The organism is Micromonospora endolithica (assembly GCF_003626595.1).
Classification (GTDB): domain Bacteria; phylum Actinomycetota; class Actinomycetes; order Mycobacteriales; family Micromonosporaceae; genus Micromonospora; species Micromonospora endolithica.
The window spans coordinates 267257-282021 of sequence record NZ_RBAK01000006.1 but is presented as its reverse complement, the minus strand read 5'-3'; the positions used below and the strand labels follow the sequence as shown (position 1 = coordinate 282021).

Annotated in this window: 13 protein-coding genes; 7 read left to right on the top strand and 6 right to left on the bottom strand. The window is 73.1% G+C overall.

Annotated features, from left to right (window positions below; all coding sequences use genetic code 11):
* The first annotated feature begins 115 nt into the window (after positions 1-115).
* The 5 genes from D7223_RS17565 (at position 116) to D7223_RS17545 (ending at position 5660) form a co-directional block, all read left to right on the top strand.
* Positions 116-2131, top strand: coding sequence for a cation:proton antiporter domain-containing protein (locus D7223_RS17565; RefSeq protein ID WP_202864671.1), 2016 nt, complete (start codon positions 116-118; stop codon positions 2129-2131).
* A gap of 102 nt (positions 2132-2233) precedes the next feature.
* Positions 2234-3181 carry an SMP-30/gluconolactonase/LRE family protein gene (locus D7223_RS17560; RefSeq protein WP_120729474.1) on the top strand — a complete coding sequence of 316 codons (948 nt, stop codon included), beginning with the start codon at positions 2234-2236 and terminating at the stop codon, positions 3179-3181.
* Positions 3182-3292: 111 nt separating this feature from the next.
* Entirely contained in the window at positions 3293-4381 is a 1089-nt protein-coding gene (locus D7223_RS17555; protein ID WP_120729473.1) for a Gfo/Idh/MocA family protein, read from the top strand.
* Between the two features lie 44 nt (positions 4382-4425).
* Entirely contained in the window at positions 4426-4938 is a 513-nt protein-coding gene (locus tag D7223_RS17550) for a DinB family protein (protein WP_120729472.1), read from the top strand.
* A gap of 2 nt (positions 4939-4940) precedes the next feature.
* Positions 4941-5660: a GNAT family N-acetyltransferase gene (locus D7223_RS17545; protein ID WP_238162094.1), complete on the top strand. Its 720-nt coding sequence runs from the start codon at positions 4941-4943 to the stop codon at positions 5658-5660.
* Between the two features lie 42 nt (positions 5661-5702).
* Here D7223_RS17545 and D7223_RS33060 read toward each other — a convergent pair whose 3' ends face one another.
* From D7223_RS33060 to D7223_RS17520, 6 genes are all read right to left on the bottom strand, one after another.
* Complete coding sequence (locus D7223_RS33060) at positions 5703-5867, bottom strand: hypothetical protein (RefSeq protein WP_186832238.1); 165 nt, start codon at positions 5865-5867, stop codon at positions 5703-5705.
* A gap of 257 nt (positions 5868-6124) precedes the next feature.
* A complete protein-coding gene (locus D7223_RS34135; RefSeq protein ID WP_222622263.1) occupies positions 6125-8842 on the bottom strand; it encodes a pectate lyase family protein in 2718 nt (905 codons plus the stop codon).
* Positions 8843-9248: 406 nt separating this feature from the next.
* Positions 9249-10331, bottom strand: a complete 1083-nt coding sequence (locus D7223_RS17535; protein ID WP_120729471.1) for a PIN domain-containing protein — start codon at positions 10329-10331, stop codon at positions 9249-9251.
* Between the two features lie 40 nt (positions 10332-10371).
* On the bottom strand, positions 10372-10992 hold the full coding sequence (locus D7223_RS17530; RefSeq protein ID WP_120729470.1) for a CG0192-related protein: 621 nt from the start codon (positions 10990-10992) through the stop codon (positions 10372-10374).
* A gap of 10 nt (positions 10993-11002) precedes the next feature.
* Positions 11003-11527, bottom strand: a complete 525-nt coding sequence (locus D7223_RS17525) for a hypothetical protein (protein ID WP_120729593.1) — start codon at positions 11525-11527, stop codon at positions 11003-11005.
* Between the two features lie 23 nt (positions 11528-11550).
* Positions 11551-12885, bottom strand: coding sequence for an MFS transporter (locus D7223_RS17520; protein ID WP_120729469.1), 1335 nt, complete (start codon positions 12883-12885; stop codon positions 11551-11553).
* 165 nt (positions 12886-13050) lie between these two features.
* On the opposite strand from D7223_RS17520, the gene D7223_RS17515 reads away from it, so the two are divergent.
* Positions 13051-14184 (top strand): PQQ-dependent sugar dehydrogenase, encoded by a 1134-nt coding sequence (locus D7223_RS17515; RefSeq protein ID WP_120729468.1) that lies wholly within the window; start codon positions 13051-13053, stop codon positions 14182-14184.
* Between the two features lie 41 nt (positions 14185-14225).
* A complete protein-coding gene (locus D7223_RS17510; RefSeq protein ID WP_120729467.1) occupies positions 14226-14702 on the top strand; it encodes a hypothetical protein in 477 nt (158 codons plus the stop codon).
* Positions 14703-14765 lie beyond the last annotated feature (63 nt).

Below are 14765 nucleotides of genomic sequence, written 5' to 3'. Positions count from 1 at the left end.
CGACGCCCTTCGGCGGTAACGAGCGACGCGCGAGGCGCGGTCGGCGGTGACGACGGGCGGCGGAAGACGCGCGAGGCGCGGTCGGCGGTAACGACGAGCGGCTAGCATTCGCGCCGTGCAGCTGTCCCCGGTCCTCGCCTCCGCCGAGGGTCCTCCCGCGTTCCTCGTCGAGATCGTCGCGTTGATGCTGGCCGCGGCGGTGATCGGCTACCTGTCCACCCGCCTGCGGATCGTGCCGATCGTCGGTTTCCTGCTCGCCGGTGTGGCGATCGGCCCGCACGCGTTGGGCCTGGTGGAGAGCCAGCAGGCCATCGACGTGGCCGCCGAGGTCGGCGTCATCCTGTTGTTGTTCACCATCGGCATCGAGTTCTCGCTGAGCCGGTTGGCGGCGATGTGGCGGCTGATCGTCATCGGTGGCGGGCTCCAGGTCGTGCTGACCGTGGGCGTCGCCACCGCCGCGCTGGCGGTGTTCGGCGTGTCCTGGCAGGTCGGCGTCTTCACCGGCTTCCTGGTGTCGCTGTCGTCCACCGCGATCGTGCTGCGCCTGCTGGCCAGCCGGGGCGAGACGCAGACCGAGACGGGGCGCACCGCCCTGGCGTACCTGATCTTCCAGGATCTGGCGATCGTGGTGATGGTGCTGCTGGTGCCGATGCTCGGCGGTGAGGGCGGGACGGCGCTGGACGTCGCGGTCGCGCTCGGCACGGCGATCGGCATCGTGGCGGTCGTGCTGGTCGTCGCCCGGTGGATCATGCCGCGGCTGCTGGAGGTGGTGGCGCGGGCCTGCTCGCCGGAGGTGTTCCTGCTGACGGTGATCGCGATCTGCTTCGGCACCGCCTACCTGACCAGCCTGGCCGGGGTCAGCGTGTCGCTGGGCGCGTTCCTGGCCGGCATGGTGGTCAGCGAGAGCCGGCACTCCGAGCACGCGCTGGGCGAGATCCTGCCGTTGCAGATCCTGTTCTCGGCGACCTTCTTCGTCTCCGTCGGCATGTTGCTCGACCTCGGCTTCGTGGTCGCCAACCTGCCGCTGGTGCTGGCCGCGGTCGGCGGTGTGCTGGTGGTCAAGAGCATCGCGACGGCCGTGTCGGCGGCGGTGCTGCGGGTCCGGCCGGCGGTGCTCGCCGGACTGTCACTGCTGATCGTGCAGGTCGGTGAGTTCTCGTTCGTGCTGGAACGGGTCGGCCGGGACGCCGGCCTGACCCCGGCCGGGCTGGGCGAGGACGGCGCGCAGGCGTTCATCGCCGCCACCGTGCTGCTGATGGTCGCCACGCCCTGGCTGGGCGCGGCCGGCCGGGGCCTGGGCGGCGCGATCGAGCGCCGGGGCCGCCGGCCGGGGGCACCGACGCCGGACCTCGCCGGCGGGGACGGCGGCGGGGCGCGCGGGCATGTGATCATCAGCGGGTACGGCGCGGCCACCCGGTCGCTGGCCGGTGACCTGGCCACCGCCGGCGTACCCCTGGTGATCGTGACCCTCAACCCGGACGGCGCGGCGGAGGCCGAGTCCGACGGGCACGAGGTGTTGCGCGGCGACTCCACCCGGCAGCACATCCTGGACCGGGCCGGCCTGGCGCAGGCGCGGATGGTGGTGATCCCGGAGGACGATCCGGAGACCGCCCAGCGGATCGTCTCGGTGGTCCGCACCGCCGCCCCGCACGCGGCCATCGTGGTGCGGGTGGACGAGCCGGTGGACCTGGACGACCTGGCGGCGGCCGGCGCGGACCGGCTGGTGGACACCCACCGGGCCGGGCACGCCGCGCTGACCGAGGCGGTGCTGCGCGGTCTCGCCGGGCCCCGGCCGGGACCCACCCGGGTGGACGTGCACTCCATCGTCACCTGGCGTCCGGACCCGGAGGCGCCCTGCCCGCACACCGAGATGATCGTGCCGGTGCTGCCCAGCGCGCCGGGCTGCCAGGAGTGCCTGCTGGAGGGCAGCACCTGGGTGCACCTGCGGCTCTGCCTGTCCTGCGGGCACGTGGGCTGCTGCGACTCCTCGCCTCGCCGGCACGCGTCGGCGCACTACCGGCAGGAGGAACACGCGATCGCCGCGTCGGTGGAGCCGGGCGAGGACTGGGCCTGGTGCTACCTGGACGAGACACTGCTCAACCGGGTGGACGTGCCGGCCACCCGGTTCTAGCCGGGCGGGGGGCCGGGACCGACCGTACAGTGGGGAGGGTCCTGGCCCCACTGACCGTGGCCGGCGTCGGTCCCGTGCCGCCGGCCCGCCCGAAGGAGCACAGTGAACCGACCCCTCAGGACCGCGCTCGGCGTCACCCTGACCGCCACCCTGCTGACCTCCGTCGCCGTCGCGCCCGCGTCGGCACACGCCGGCGGCGGCCGGCCACCGGCCGTCGTCGCCCTGCCCGACGGCTTCCAGCCGGAGGGCATCGCCACCGCCGGCCGTCACGCGTACTTCGGCTCCCGCGCCACCGGCGCCATCTACCGCGCCGACCTGGTCACCGGCCGGGGCACCACGATCAGCGGGCCGACCGGCACCCCGTCGCTGGGCCTCAAGGTCGACGCACGGGGCCGGCTGTTCGTCTCCGGCGGCACGGCCGGCGACGCCCGGGTGGTCGACACCCGCACCGGTCGGGTGCTGGCGAGCTACCGGTTCGCCGAGGCGCCCACGTTCGTCAACGACGTCGTCCTCACCTCCGGGGCCGCGTACTTCACCGACTCCAACCGGCCGGTGCTCTACCGCCTGCCGCTGGGTCGCGGCGGCCGGCTGCCGGCCGCCGACGGCTTCACCACCATCGCGCTGACCGGCGCCTACCAGCAGGTCGGCACCGGGGTGAACCTCAACGGCATCGTCGCCACGCCGGACCGCCGGGCGCTGATCGTCGTCCAGTCCAACACCGGCACGCTGTTCCGGGTCGACCCGGCCACCGGGGCGACCACGGTGGTGGACGTGCCCGGCTACACGTTCACCAACGGCGACGGGCTGCTGCTGCTCGGCCGCACCCTCTACGTCGTGCAGAACCGGCTCAACCAGATCGCCGTGGTCGAACTGAACCGCGCCGGCACCGCCGGCACGGTCACCGGCACCATCACCGACCCGGACTTCGACGTGCCGACCACGGTCGCGAAGGCGTTGGGCCGGCTCTACCTGCCCAACGCCCGCTTCACCACCGCACCGACGCCGACCACGCCGTACACGGCGGTCGCGGTCCGCACCCCTCGGGCTTGATCGTCTACGCACCAGCGGCCGTTCCGCCGACGTGTCGGACAGCTCATCCGCAGACGATCACGGCGGGGCGTAGATTCGTACCGGAAACGATCATCGGGGGGTGGGGGCGGCATGGTGGGGACGGCGCGGGGGGCGTTGCGGGTCGGTCTGCTGGGGTACGGGGTGGCCGGCCGGGTGTTCCACGCCCCGCTGATCGCCGCGACACCGGGCCTGCGGTTGCACGCGGTGGTGACCCGGGACCCGGAGCGCCGGCTCCAGGTGCGGCGGGAGCACCCGGACGCGCGCCTGGTCGACGACCCCGACCTGTTGTGGCGCCTGCCCGACGCGCTGGACCTGGTCGTGGTGGCCACGCCGAACAGGAACCACGTGCCGGCGGCCCGGGCGGCGATCGCCGTCGGCCTGCCGGTGGTGGTGGACAAGCCACTGGCCGCCACCGCCGCCGAGGGCCGTGACCTGGTGGCCGAGGCGGCCCGGCGGGGCGTACCGCTGACGGTCTTCCAGAACCGTCGCCTCGACGGCGACTTCCTGACCGCCCGCCGGCTGGTGGACGAGGGCGCGCTGGGCACGGTCACCCGGTTCGAGTCCCGCTTCGAGCGGTGGCGGCCGGAGATCAAGCCGGGTTGGCGGGAGAGCGGCACCCCGGACCAGGCCGGCGGCGTCCTGTACGACCTGGGCGCGCACCTGATCGACCAGGCGGTCCAGCTGTTCGGGCCGGTCGCCTCGGTGTACGCCGAGGTGGACCGCCGCCGCCCCGACGCCCAGGTCGACGACGACGCGTTCGTGGCGCTGACCCACACCGGGGGCGTCCGCTCACACCTCTGGATGAGCGCGGTCGCCGCGCAGGTCGGGCCGCGCCTGCGGATCCTCGGCAGCCGTGCCGCGTACACCTCGTGGGGTCTGGATCCGCAGGAGGCCGCGCTGCGCGACGGCGGCCGACCGGGCGCGGCCGGCTGGGGTGCGGTGCCGCCGGAGCGCTACGGCCTGCTCGGCTCGGACGACGACGCCCGCCCGGTGCCCACCGAGCCGGGCCGCTACCAGAGTTTCTACGCGCAGGTGGCGGCGGCGCTGCGGGACGGCGGTCCGCTGCCGGTGGACCCGCGCGACGCCGTCGACACGGTGGGGCTCATCGAGCTGGCGCACCGGGCCGCCGCCGAGGGCGTGGCGCTGCCGGTGCCGCCGGGAGCCGCCGACGCCGGGTGAAACCCGCTGTCGTGTACGCCGCCCCGCGGCTAGGGTCGGCGGCCATGACCCTCCCCCGTGTCCGCCCACCCTTCGTCGCCGACGAGCGCACCCAGCTCCTCGGCTGGTACGACATGCAGCGCGCCATCGTCCACTTCAAGTGTGAGGGGTTGTCCGACGAGGACGCCCACCGACCGGTCCTGCCGACCTCACCGCTGATGACGGTGGCCGGCATCGTCTCGCACCTGCGGTGGACCGAACAGACCTGGTTCGAGGTGCTGTTCCTCGGCCGGCCGGCGGAGGGCCCGCAGTTCGTCGAGGAACCCGAGGACGCCGACATGAGGGTCGACGGGGTGCCGCTGGCCCAGCTCCTGCAGGAGTACGAGCGGCAGTGCGCGATCTCCGACGAGATCGTCGCGGCGCACTCGCTGGACGACGTCGGCCGGCACCCGGACTTCCGGTCCGCCGCCGCCAGCCTTCGCTGGATGGTGATCCACATGATCGAGGAGACCGCCCGGCACGCCGGTCACCTGGACGCCGTCCGGGAGCTGCTCGACGGCGAGAAGGGCTACTACTGAGCGTGGACGGGCCACGGACGTCTGGCGGAAGAACCTCCCGGGCACTGATCGAACACTGGCCCCTGCTGGGGCTCCGCCTCCGGACCCCCCGGCTGGAACTTCGACTGCCCGACGAGGACGAGCTGGCCGCGCTCGCCGACGTGGCGGCACGCGGGATACACGAACCGGGCCGCCGGCCCTTCCTACGCCCGTGGACAGACGTGTCGCCGCGCGACCTGGCACGCGAGGTCGTCCAGCGACACTGGCGGCGGCGCGGCGGGTGGACACCACTGAGCTGGGCCCTGGAACTCGCGGTGTTCCGGGAGGGCGATCCGATCGCCGTACAGGACCTGTGGGCCGACAACTACGCGACGCTGCGGGAGGTGGCGACCGGGTCCTGGCTGGGCCTCGACCATCAGGGGCAGGGTATCGGCACCGAGATGCGCGGCGCCGTACTCCACCTGGCCTTCGCCGGCCTCGGCGCCGAACACGCACGGACGGCGTCGTTCGTCGACAACCCCGCCCCGCTCGCCGTCTCCCGCAAGCTCGGCTACCGGCCCGACGGAATCACGCGGGACGTCCTGCACGATCGGGCTGTCGTCTCCGAGCGCCTCCGCCTGACCCGCCACGACTGGGATTCGCGGGAGCGGCCTCCGGTCACCATCGACGGCCTGGATCCCTGCCTGGAACAGTTTGGCGTCGACCCGGCAATCACCGCCCGCCCCTGCGTGCCAGAAGGCTGACCGGTCGGGCGTGCCCGGTGTCCGCCTTGCGGGCCAGTGGCGCTACCTGCTGCGGCGGGCCGTGCGCACGCCGAGCGCGACCGCGCCGATCACGATCAGGCCGCTCAGGAGCTGGAGGCCCGGGGAGTCGTCGGCTCCCCCGTACACGAAGCCGGCGACACCGATCGCGACGGCCAGAACGGTGACGAGCGCCACGGCGTACTTCATGTGTTGTCCCCTCGGAGGTCGCACCCGTCGCCGACCCGACCAGCGACGCCGCATTGATTTTCGCTCGTATTCTATCGAAAGTCAATCGACGCAGGGTTCGGTGGGATGTCGGGGGCAGGCGGGTCCGGTCGGCGCGGTCCGTCGGCCGGCCGGACGCGAGCCGCCGTGCCGAGGCCGGCGACCGTGCGGTGACCGGCGCCCGGCGGGCAGGACAGCGTCGGCCGTCCTGCCCGCCGGGGTTCACGCGGCGAATCTGGTCACGGCGTCACCGGCGTGCCGCCGAAGGTCACCACCAGGCGGCCGTCCGAGGCGAAGGACCAACCCAGGGCGCCCGAGTACGCGGAGCACCGGGATCCGTTGGAGCCGGACCAGAACTGGTTCGAGCCGTCGGAGTTGCCGATGATCCGGTCGTTCGCCCCGCTGTCGCACGAGGTGTTGTTCCGGAACACCGAGGAACCGCCGTCGAAGGTGAAGTTGCGCTCGGTGTTGCCGACACCGACGTTGTTCGACACCGTCATGGTGCCGAGGTTGCGGTTGTAGGTGAAGCCGTGCTTGCCGTTGTCGTAGGCGATGTTGCCGCGGATGGCGTGGTTCACCCCGATGTCCTCGCCACCGAGCTTGAAGCCGTTGCGGTCACCGTTGCCGGCCTGGCCACCGTTGCTGAGGGTGCCGTTGCCGTAGGCGAGGGAGGACTCGATGGTCACCGCGCCGATGGCACCGGTGTCGCTCTTGGTGTAGAGGTCGTAACCGTCGTCGATGTTGTGGTGCGCCACGGTGTAGCGGAAGACGTTGCCGGGACCGACGGTCAGCTTCGGGGCGAAGCCGTCCGCGTCCTCACCGTCGGAGTCGACGTTGTCGTGGGACACCGTGCTCACCACGAGGTTGTTCGAGGGCCACTGGTCCCGGGGCGCGTCGGCCACCAGTCGTGACAGCTGGAGCCCCGAGTCCCGGTTGTGGCGGGTCACCGTACGTTCGATGATGTTGTTGTTGCCGGCCAGCAGGATCCCGTTGTCCCCGGCACGCTCGACGACGATGCCGCGGACGTGCCAGAACGAGCCGCCGAGGGCGAGCCCACGGTTCGCCGGATCCTCGCTCTGGGCCGAGAAGTTCAGCACCGGGGTCTCGCCGGGGTAGGCGAAGATGTTCTTCCGCGCCCCCGACGTGCCGTTGTTGCCCTGGCCGATGGTGATGGTCTGCGAGTAGCGGTAGGTGCCACCCCGCAGGTAGATCGTCCCACCGGCGGCGATCCGGGTGATCGCGGAGGTGAGCGTGGTCGGGCTGGACACCGTTCCGGCCGCGCTGTCACTACCGGTGGGTGCCACGTACAGCGCGTTGCTCGACGGCGGAGGGGTCGTCGGCGGGGGCGTGGTGGGCGGCGGGGTCGTCGGCGGCGTGGTGGTCGGCGGCGTGGTGGTCGTCGAGCGGTAGGTCTCGAACTCGGCGACCCGCGGGGTGCCACTGGCGCTGGTGATCTCAAAGTTGATCTTGCTCAGGGAGACCGGGGTGAAGGTGATCACGCGGGCCCCGTTGCCGGTGGCCAGGACGGCGCCGTTGTCGTTGTTGACCACCCGCCAGGACCCGATGGCCCCGACCGCGCCGGCCGCCTCACGGATGTTGATCGCGCCCACCGTGGTGGCCGAGCCCCACTTGACCGAGATGCGGCCGGTCGAGCCGGACGGCGACCAGTAGGTGCTCATGTTGCCGTCGATCGCGTTGCCGTAGCTGGTCCCGCCGGCCTTGCTGGAGCCGTCGGCACCGGCACCGAGGCTGAGGTTGGTGCCACCCGGGGTGCCGGGCGGTGGGGTGGTCGGCGGCGGCGTGGTGGGCGGCGTGGTGGTGGGCGGGGCGGTGGTCGGCGGCGGGGTCTGCGGCGTGCAGTTACCGTCGGAGACCTGGAGGCCCTTGTTGGCGCCGGCGGTCTGGTTCACCACGTTCGGCACGCAGCTGGCGCCGTCCAGGCGGTAGTTGTAGGGGACGCTGACGGTGGTGGTGGAGGTCGGGTTGGGCCCGGCCGGGTTGTGGTCGCCGCTGCGGCTGGACCAGGTCACGTTGTCGAAGATGTTGCCGGCGACCTGCCAGTAGCCGGCCTGGTCGGTATAGAAGGTGCCCAGGACGTCCCTGGAGTCCTTGAAGTAGTTGTTCTCCACCTTGGCGCGGGCTCCGGCGCGGGAGTTGATGCCGGACTCGCGCAGGTTGACGTAGTGGTTGTTGTAGATGTGCGCGATGCCGCCACGCAGCAGCGGCGTACGGGAGTCGATGTTCTCGTACCGGTTGTGGTGGTAGGTGATGTAGCCGTTGGAGGTGTCGCTCTCGCTGGAGCCGACCAGGCCGCCCCGGCCGGAGTTGCGCAGGATGCTGTACGACAGGGTCACGTACTGCACGTTGTCCTTCAGGTCGAAGAGGCCGTCGTAGCCCTCCGACTCCCCGCCGGACGCCTCCAGGGTGACGTGGTCGACCCAGACGTTGCGGACGGTGCTCTCCATGCCGATCGCGTCACCGCCGTTGGAGGTCGGCGAGCCGGACTTCTTGACGTTCCGGACGGTCACGTTCTGGATGATGATGTTGCTGGAGTCACGGATGTGGATGCCCAGCTGGTCGAAGACCGCTCCGGCGCCGACCCCGACGATCGTGACGTTGCTGATCTGCTTGAGTTCGATCACGCCGGCGGCGGTGTTGCAGCTGTCGCCGGAGACCTTGGCGGTGTTGCCGTGGTTGATGGTGCCCTCGACCTGGATGACGATCGGGGTGCTGCTGCTGGCCCGGTTGCACAGGGCCGCGTGGATCGCGGTGCCGGTGGTGGCCCGCACGGTCTGCCCGCCGGCGCCACCGGTGGTCCCGCCGTTCTGGGTGGCGTAACCGGTGACGCCACCGGTCGCCGCCGACGCCTGGGTCATCGGCAGGGCCGCGACCGCGGCGGCGACCGCGGCTACCGCGGTGCCACCGGCAAGGAGCTTGAGTCTCACTGTGGTTCTCACTTTTGGACTCCTCAGAGTGAACGCGGCACGGGGGCATCGCCCTACGCCCGCACACCGCACATGGCTTCGTGTCCGCGTCCCCTGGCCGGCCCTGGAACCGAAACATCGATGAAACACAGGCTAGGAAAGCGCTTACCTGCGGCGCAAGGGTTAGGACGTGCAGGTTTGTTGCATATCGACAGCCGTCAGCCCGTCCCTCGGCCGGCCGATTCGGCTCGCCGTTCCCCGTCTGAGCCACCGCCCGCGCACCGCGCACTGAGCACCGCTGTCCGCGCACTGAGCACCGCCGCCCGCGCGCCACTGCCTGCGCGCCGCGCAGGGACGGTACGTGGCCCGACGGATTCCCACGTCGAGGCACTCGCCCCGCGGCGTGCACATGTCCGCCGCCCATCCGACGGTCGTGGTGCTAGGCGGGGGGAACGGACAGCAGGTAGTCGTCGGCCTCGGCGCTCCAGTGCAGGTCGACCACCCCGGCGGTGGCGGCGGCCTTGCAGAACTGGAGGAAGCTGCGGTAGCCAAGCTTCTTCTCGCTGAAGTCCGGCCGGGCTCGGCGCAGCTGGTTCTTCAACCCGGACAGCGCCACCTGACCGTCGCGGCCGGCGAGGTCCTGCACCACCGAGCCCAGCAGCCCGAAGGCCACCTCCTGGTCACCGTGCTCGGGCAGGTACACCTCCGGGTCGCCCTTCGCCGGGCCCTCGGTCAGCTCGATGACGCGATTGGTGGCGAGGTACCGCAGGAGTTCGCCGAAGGTGCGGAAGCCGTAGTCGGACTGACTGAACGTCGGGTCCTTGCGCAGCAGGGTGCGCTTGAGCCGGGACGCGGTCACCTCGCCGCCGGAGCTGCCCTGCAGGCCGGCGACGGTCTGGGCGACCAGCACCGCGAGCGACTCCGCGTCCCGGGCCGGCTCCTCCGGGACCGGATGCGGCTCCGGCTCGACCGGCTCGGCCTGCTGGGGCTCCGGGCGGGCGTTGCGTGCCGGGCGCGCCGGTCGGCGCTCGCGGGCCGGCGGGAGGTCGACGCCCTCCAGGCGGTCGTAGTACAGGAACTCGTCGCAGGCCGGCGGGAGCAGCGCCGAGGTGGACTTCTCCACCCCCACGCCGATCACCTGCTTGTTGAGTTCACGCAGCTTGTGCACCAGCGGGGTGAAGTCGCTGTCGCCGCTGCAGATCACGAAGGTCGAGATGTAGTCCCGCTCGAACGCCAACTCGATCGCGTCGACGGCCATCTTGATGTCGGCGGCGTTCTTCCGGGAGGCGCCCATCCGCTGCGGAATCTCGATCAGCTCCACGTGCGAGCGGGTCAGCATCCGGCGGTCCTCGTCGAAGTACGACCAGTCGGCGTACGCGCGCCGCACCACCACCCGCCCCCGCTCGGCGAGGGCGTCGGCGATCGGGCGGAAGTCGAACATCCCGCCGCCGAGGTGGTCCCGTGCCCCCAGCGCGAGGTTCTCGTAGTCCAGGAACAGGGCGATCCGGTCTTCTTGATCCACGGAAGCAGCGTACGCCTGGGGTCGGGTCAGGTGGCCGAGGTCACCGGCGTGGCCAGGCGTACGCCAGGGGAATCGGGGTCGGCTGGCCGGGCCAGGCGCCGGTGAGCGCCGGCCCGGTCAACGGCGCGTCCTCGACCGGGCGGCGCAGGATCGCCAGGTCGGCGGCGTCGGTGGCGAACCGCTCGCCGGCGCCGGCCGCGACAGCACCCGGCGCGACAGCAGCCGACGCCGGCGTGGCGGCGATGGTCATGTTCGGCGGCCGGACCTCGCGGACGCCGTCGACCTCGAAGAACTCCTGCGCCTGGCCGGTGCCGCGCAGGACGGCGTCGGCCAGGGCGGCGGCGTAGACCGGGTCGCCGCAGCCGTCGTAGACCCAGCGGTCGCCGAGCACCGAGTGGCGGGTGGTGCCGACCAGCCGGTCCTCGGCGCCGGGCAGCGGCGCGCCCCGGTAGGTGAGCGGCACCTGGTGGACCGGCCCGTCGCCGACCCGCACCAGCAGCGTCTCGATGCCGACCTCGCCGGCCGGGTCGTCGAAGCGGTACGCCCCGACGCGCCGCACCTGCGCGCCGGTCCCGCCGCCGTACCAGGGCTGCGCGGGCAGCCAACCCTCCAGGAGTTCCAGCTTGGTCGGGCGGATCTCGGCCCGGTGCAGCAGCGCCATGCCGGCGATCCTACGGATGCTCCCCGCGCCGCACCGACCTGCCGGGGGGTGCCGGGGGCCCGTCCACCGCCGCCCGCGCCGCGTCGAGGAAGGCGAGCCGGTTGTCCTCCAGGTAGTCCCGGAGACTCTCGCCGTCGGGCAGTCCTTCCCAGACGGCGCGGTTCAGGTCCAGGAAGTACGCCCGCGCCGCGGCGTACACCGGGAGCGGGAACATCAGGCGGACCATCCGCTCGGCCACCCAGACGCGGTTCATGACCTCCTGGGTCCGGACCTCCCACTCGTCGCCGGCGGACCACGTCGCGGGACGGATGAAGGCGCACCGCTCGGCCTCGGCGGTGACCTCCACGAAGCTCTGCACCTGGGCCAGTCGTTCCGCCCGGCGGCCCTCGGTGAGCGCCAGCACCTGCCGGCGTTCCTCCGCCCGTTCGGCGGAGCGTTGGGTGGCTCGTTGCACCCAGAAGGACAGACCACCGCCCAGGACCACTCCGCCCAGTGAGGTCATGGACACCCACAGGTCACTCGGCACGGCAGTCATGATCGGAGTCACCTCCGGCGATGTCAACCCGGGCCGGACGGCTCCTTCACGTGCGGGTCACCGCCGGGTGCCGCGTGACGCGGGCCGAAGGCGCGGCGGGTGGTCAGGACCAGCAGGAACGCCACCGCGCCGAAGGTCGCCGTGAGCAGCGGGATCTGCTCCACCTGCCCGATCCGGTAGCACAGCGAGCCGAGCGCGGACCCGCCCAGGATGCCGGCCTGGAAGGTGATCCCGTGCACGGCGTTGGCGGTCTCGGCGTGGGCGTCGTCGACCCGGCGCAGGGCGGCCAGCACGGTGAGGACCACGAGCAGCGAGAACGCCATGCCGGACACCGCCAGCAGTGCCGCCCCCAGCGGCCGGGCGTCGACGCGACCGCTGGCCCACAGGGCGACCGGCACGACCACGAACAGCGCGGTGGCCGCCCGGACGCCGGCGACCGGGCGGGCGTCGGCGAGCCGACCGCCGAGGGCGCTGCCGGCCACCGAGGCGAGACCGAACCCGAGCAGCACCGCGGAGAAGGCCGGGCCGCGCACGTCGAGGCTCTGCGCCGCGTACGGCGCCAGGTAGGTGAAGAACACGAAGTGCCCACCGACCACCAGCAGGGTCACCGCGAGGACCACCGGCAGGCCCGGGAAGCGCAGCGTCGGGAGCAGCCGGCCGCCGGCCGCCGCGGCGTCGTCGCTGACCGGCAACGACGGCAGCGTACGGGTGAGCATCCCGGCCAGGGCCAGCGCGACTCCGGCGACGGCCAGGGCGGCGAACCGCCAGCCGGCGGCCTGCCCGAGCAGGGTGACCAGTGGCGTGCCCACGACCAGGGCGGTCGCGCCGCCGACGATGATCCGCCCGCCGACCCGCCCCCGGTGCTCCGGTGCCGCCAGGCGGGTGACGACGGGCATCGCCACGGCGAAGTACAGCCCGTGCGCGACCGCCGACACGGCCCGCCCGGCCATCAGGAACCAGACCGAGGGCGCGGCCGCGACGAGCAGGTGCCCGGCGGTGAACGCGGCGGCGGTGGCCACCAGGATCCGGCGGCGGGGCCACCGGGCGAGCAGCCGGGTCAGCGGTACGGCGGTCAGCGCGGCGGTCGCCGCGTAGACCGACACCGACAGGCCGACCACGCCCGGCGAGGTGTCCAGGCCGGCGGCGATGTCGCCGAGGAGCCCCACCGGCAGGGTCTCACCGGTGACGAAGGTGAAGGCGATGGCGGCCAGCACCAGCGACGGCATCAGGTCCCGGACCCGGGCGGCCCGTCCCGGCCGCGCGGCGCGGGCGGCGGTGTGCGTACCCGTGACGGCTCCTCCCCCGTGGGTCGACGGCCGCCGGCGCGCCGGCGGGTCGCGCCCGGCGCGAACGCCCATCGTGTCAGAGCCGGGTGACACCGCGCCGCGCCGTCGTGTCGTTGCCGCCACGGTGCCGGGGGATCTACCGTCGGAACGTCTTTCCCCACGTTTTCGGTCACCCGTGATCGGCTGGCGGTCGGCGACCGCCGGGCGGCGGCGTCCACTCGACCCTCAAGGAGCGGCATGGCACTGGTCACCGCACGCGCACGGCGGCGCTGGGCGTTCCTCGCGCTGCTCACCGTCGGTGCCGCCACCGGCTGCGACAGCGGCGACGGCGGGGAGCCGTCGGCGCCCGCGCCGTCCCGACCGGTGGCCACCAGCGCCGCCGCCAGCGCCCCGACCGGAGAGCCGGACCTGGGCGCGGCGCAGGAGGTGGCGCAGGGCCTCGACGTGCCGTGGGGCCTGGCGTTCCTGCCCGACGGTGACGCCCTGGTCGCCGAGCGGGACACCGGCCGGGTACTGCGACTGACGCCCGGCGGTGGCACCGCCCGCCCGGTGTACGAGGTGCCGGGCGTGGCGGCCGGCGGCGAGGGTGGGCTGCTCGGCCTGGCCGTCTCGCCGGGGTTCGCCCAGGACAACCTGGTGTACGCGTACCTGACCACCGAGCGGGACAACCGGATCGTCCGGTTCCGCCTCGACGGGGGCACGCCGGAGGTGGTGTTCGACGGCATCGCCAAGGCCGGCTTCCACAACGGCGGGCGGATCGCGTTCGGGCCGGACGGCATGCTGTACGCCGGCACCGGCGACGCCGGCCAGACGCAGCTGTCGCAGGATCCGGAGAGCCCGAGCGGGAAGATCCTGCGGCTGACCCCGGACGGCGCGCCGGCACCGGGCAATCCGACCGCCGGCTCCCCGGTCTACAGCCTGGGCCACCGCAACGTGCAGGGACTGGCCTGGGACTCGTCGGGGCGGATGTTCGCCACCGAGTTCGGCCAGAACGAGCTGGACGAGGTGAACCGGATCGAGCCGGGGCGCAACTACGGCTGGCCCCGGGTCGAGGGCGAGGGCGACACCGACGGCGGGCGGTACACCAACCCGCTGGTCACCTGGCCGACCCGGGAGGCGTCGCCGTCCGGGATGGCGATCGCCGGTGGCACCGCGTACGTGGCGGCGCTGCGCGGTGAGCGGCTGTGGACGATCCCGCTCGACGGCGACCGCCTGGGCGAGCCGGCGGCGCGGTTCGAGGGCGACTACGGCCGGCTGCGCACGGTGCAGGTCGCCCCGGACGGCGCGTTGTGGGTGACCACGTCCAACACCGACGGTCGGGGCGACGTGCGCGACGGCGACGACCGGATCCTGCGCTTCCCGGCCCGCTGAGCCGGAGCGACCGGGAACGGCTGTCAATGTAGCGTTGACACATGACGCCCGACCTGGCCGAACTCGCCGAGCTGGCCGCCGCCCGGGCCCGGTTGGACGACCACGAACTGGCCCTGATCGACCGCTGCCGGCACGGCGGCGCGACGTGGGCGCAGGTCGCCGCCGCGCTCGGGCTGGGCAGTCGGCAGGCCGCCGAGCAGCGCCGCCAGCGCCTGCTGGCCGCCCGGCGCGCGCGGCGGGAGAGCCTGGACCTGGCGTACGCGGAGCGGATCGCCGCCCTACGGGCCGCCGTCGTCGCGCTGTCCCGGTGGATCGACACCGACCGGCGGTGGGACGGCCGGTTCCGGCGGGCGGCGCTGGTCCGGGCCACCGTGGCGACGGCGCTGGACGCCGAGCCGGGTTCCCTGCACACGCTGGCCTCGCACGTCGCCGCCGACCTGGCCGACGCGGGCCCGGATCGGCTGCCCGCGCCGGTCCGGGCCGCCGCGGCCGAGCTGGAGACCCGGCTGTCAACGTAGCGTTGACACAACCCGATCATCTTGATAGGTCGCCGCTCAAGCTTGAGGATGTGAGTCGTCCCG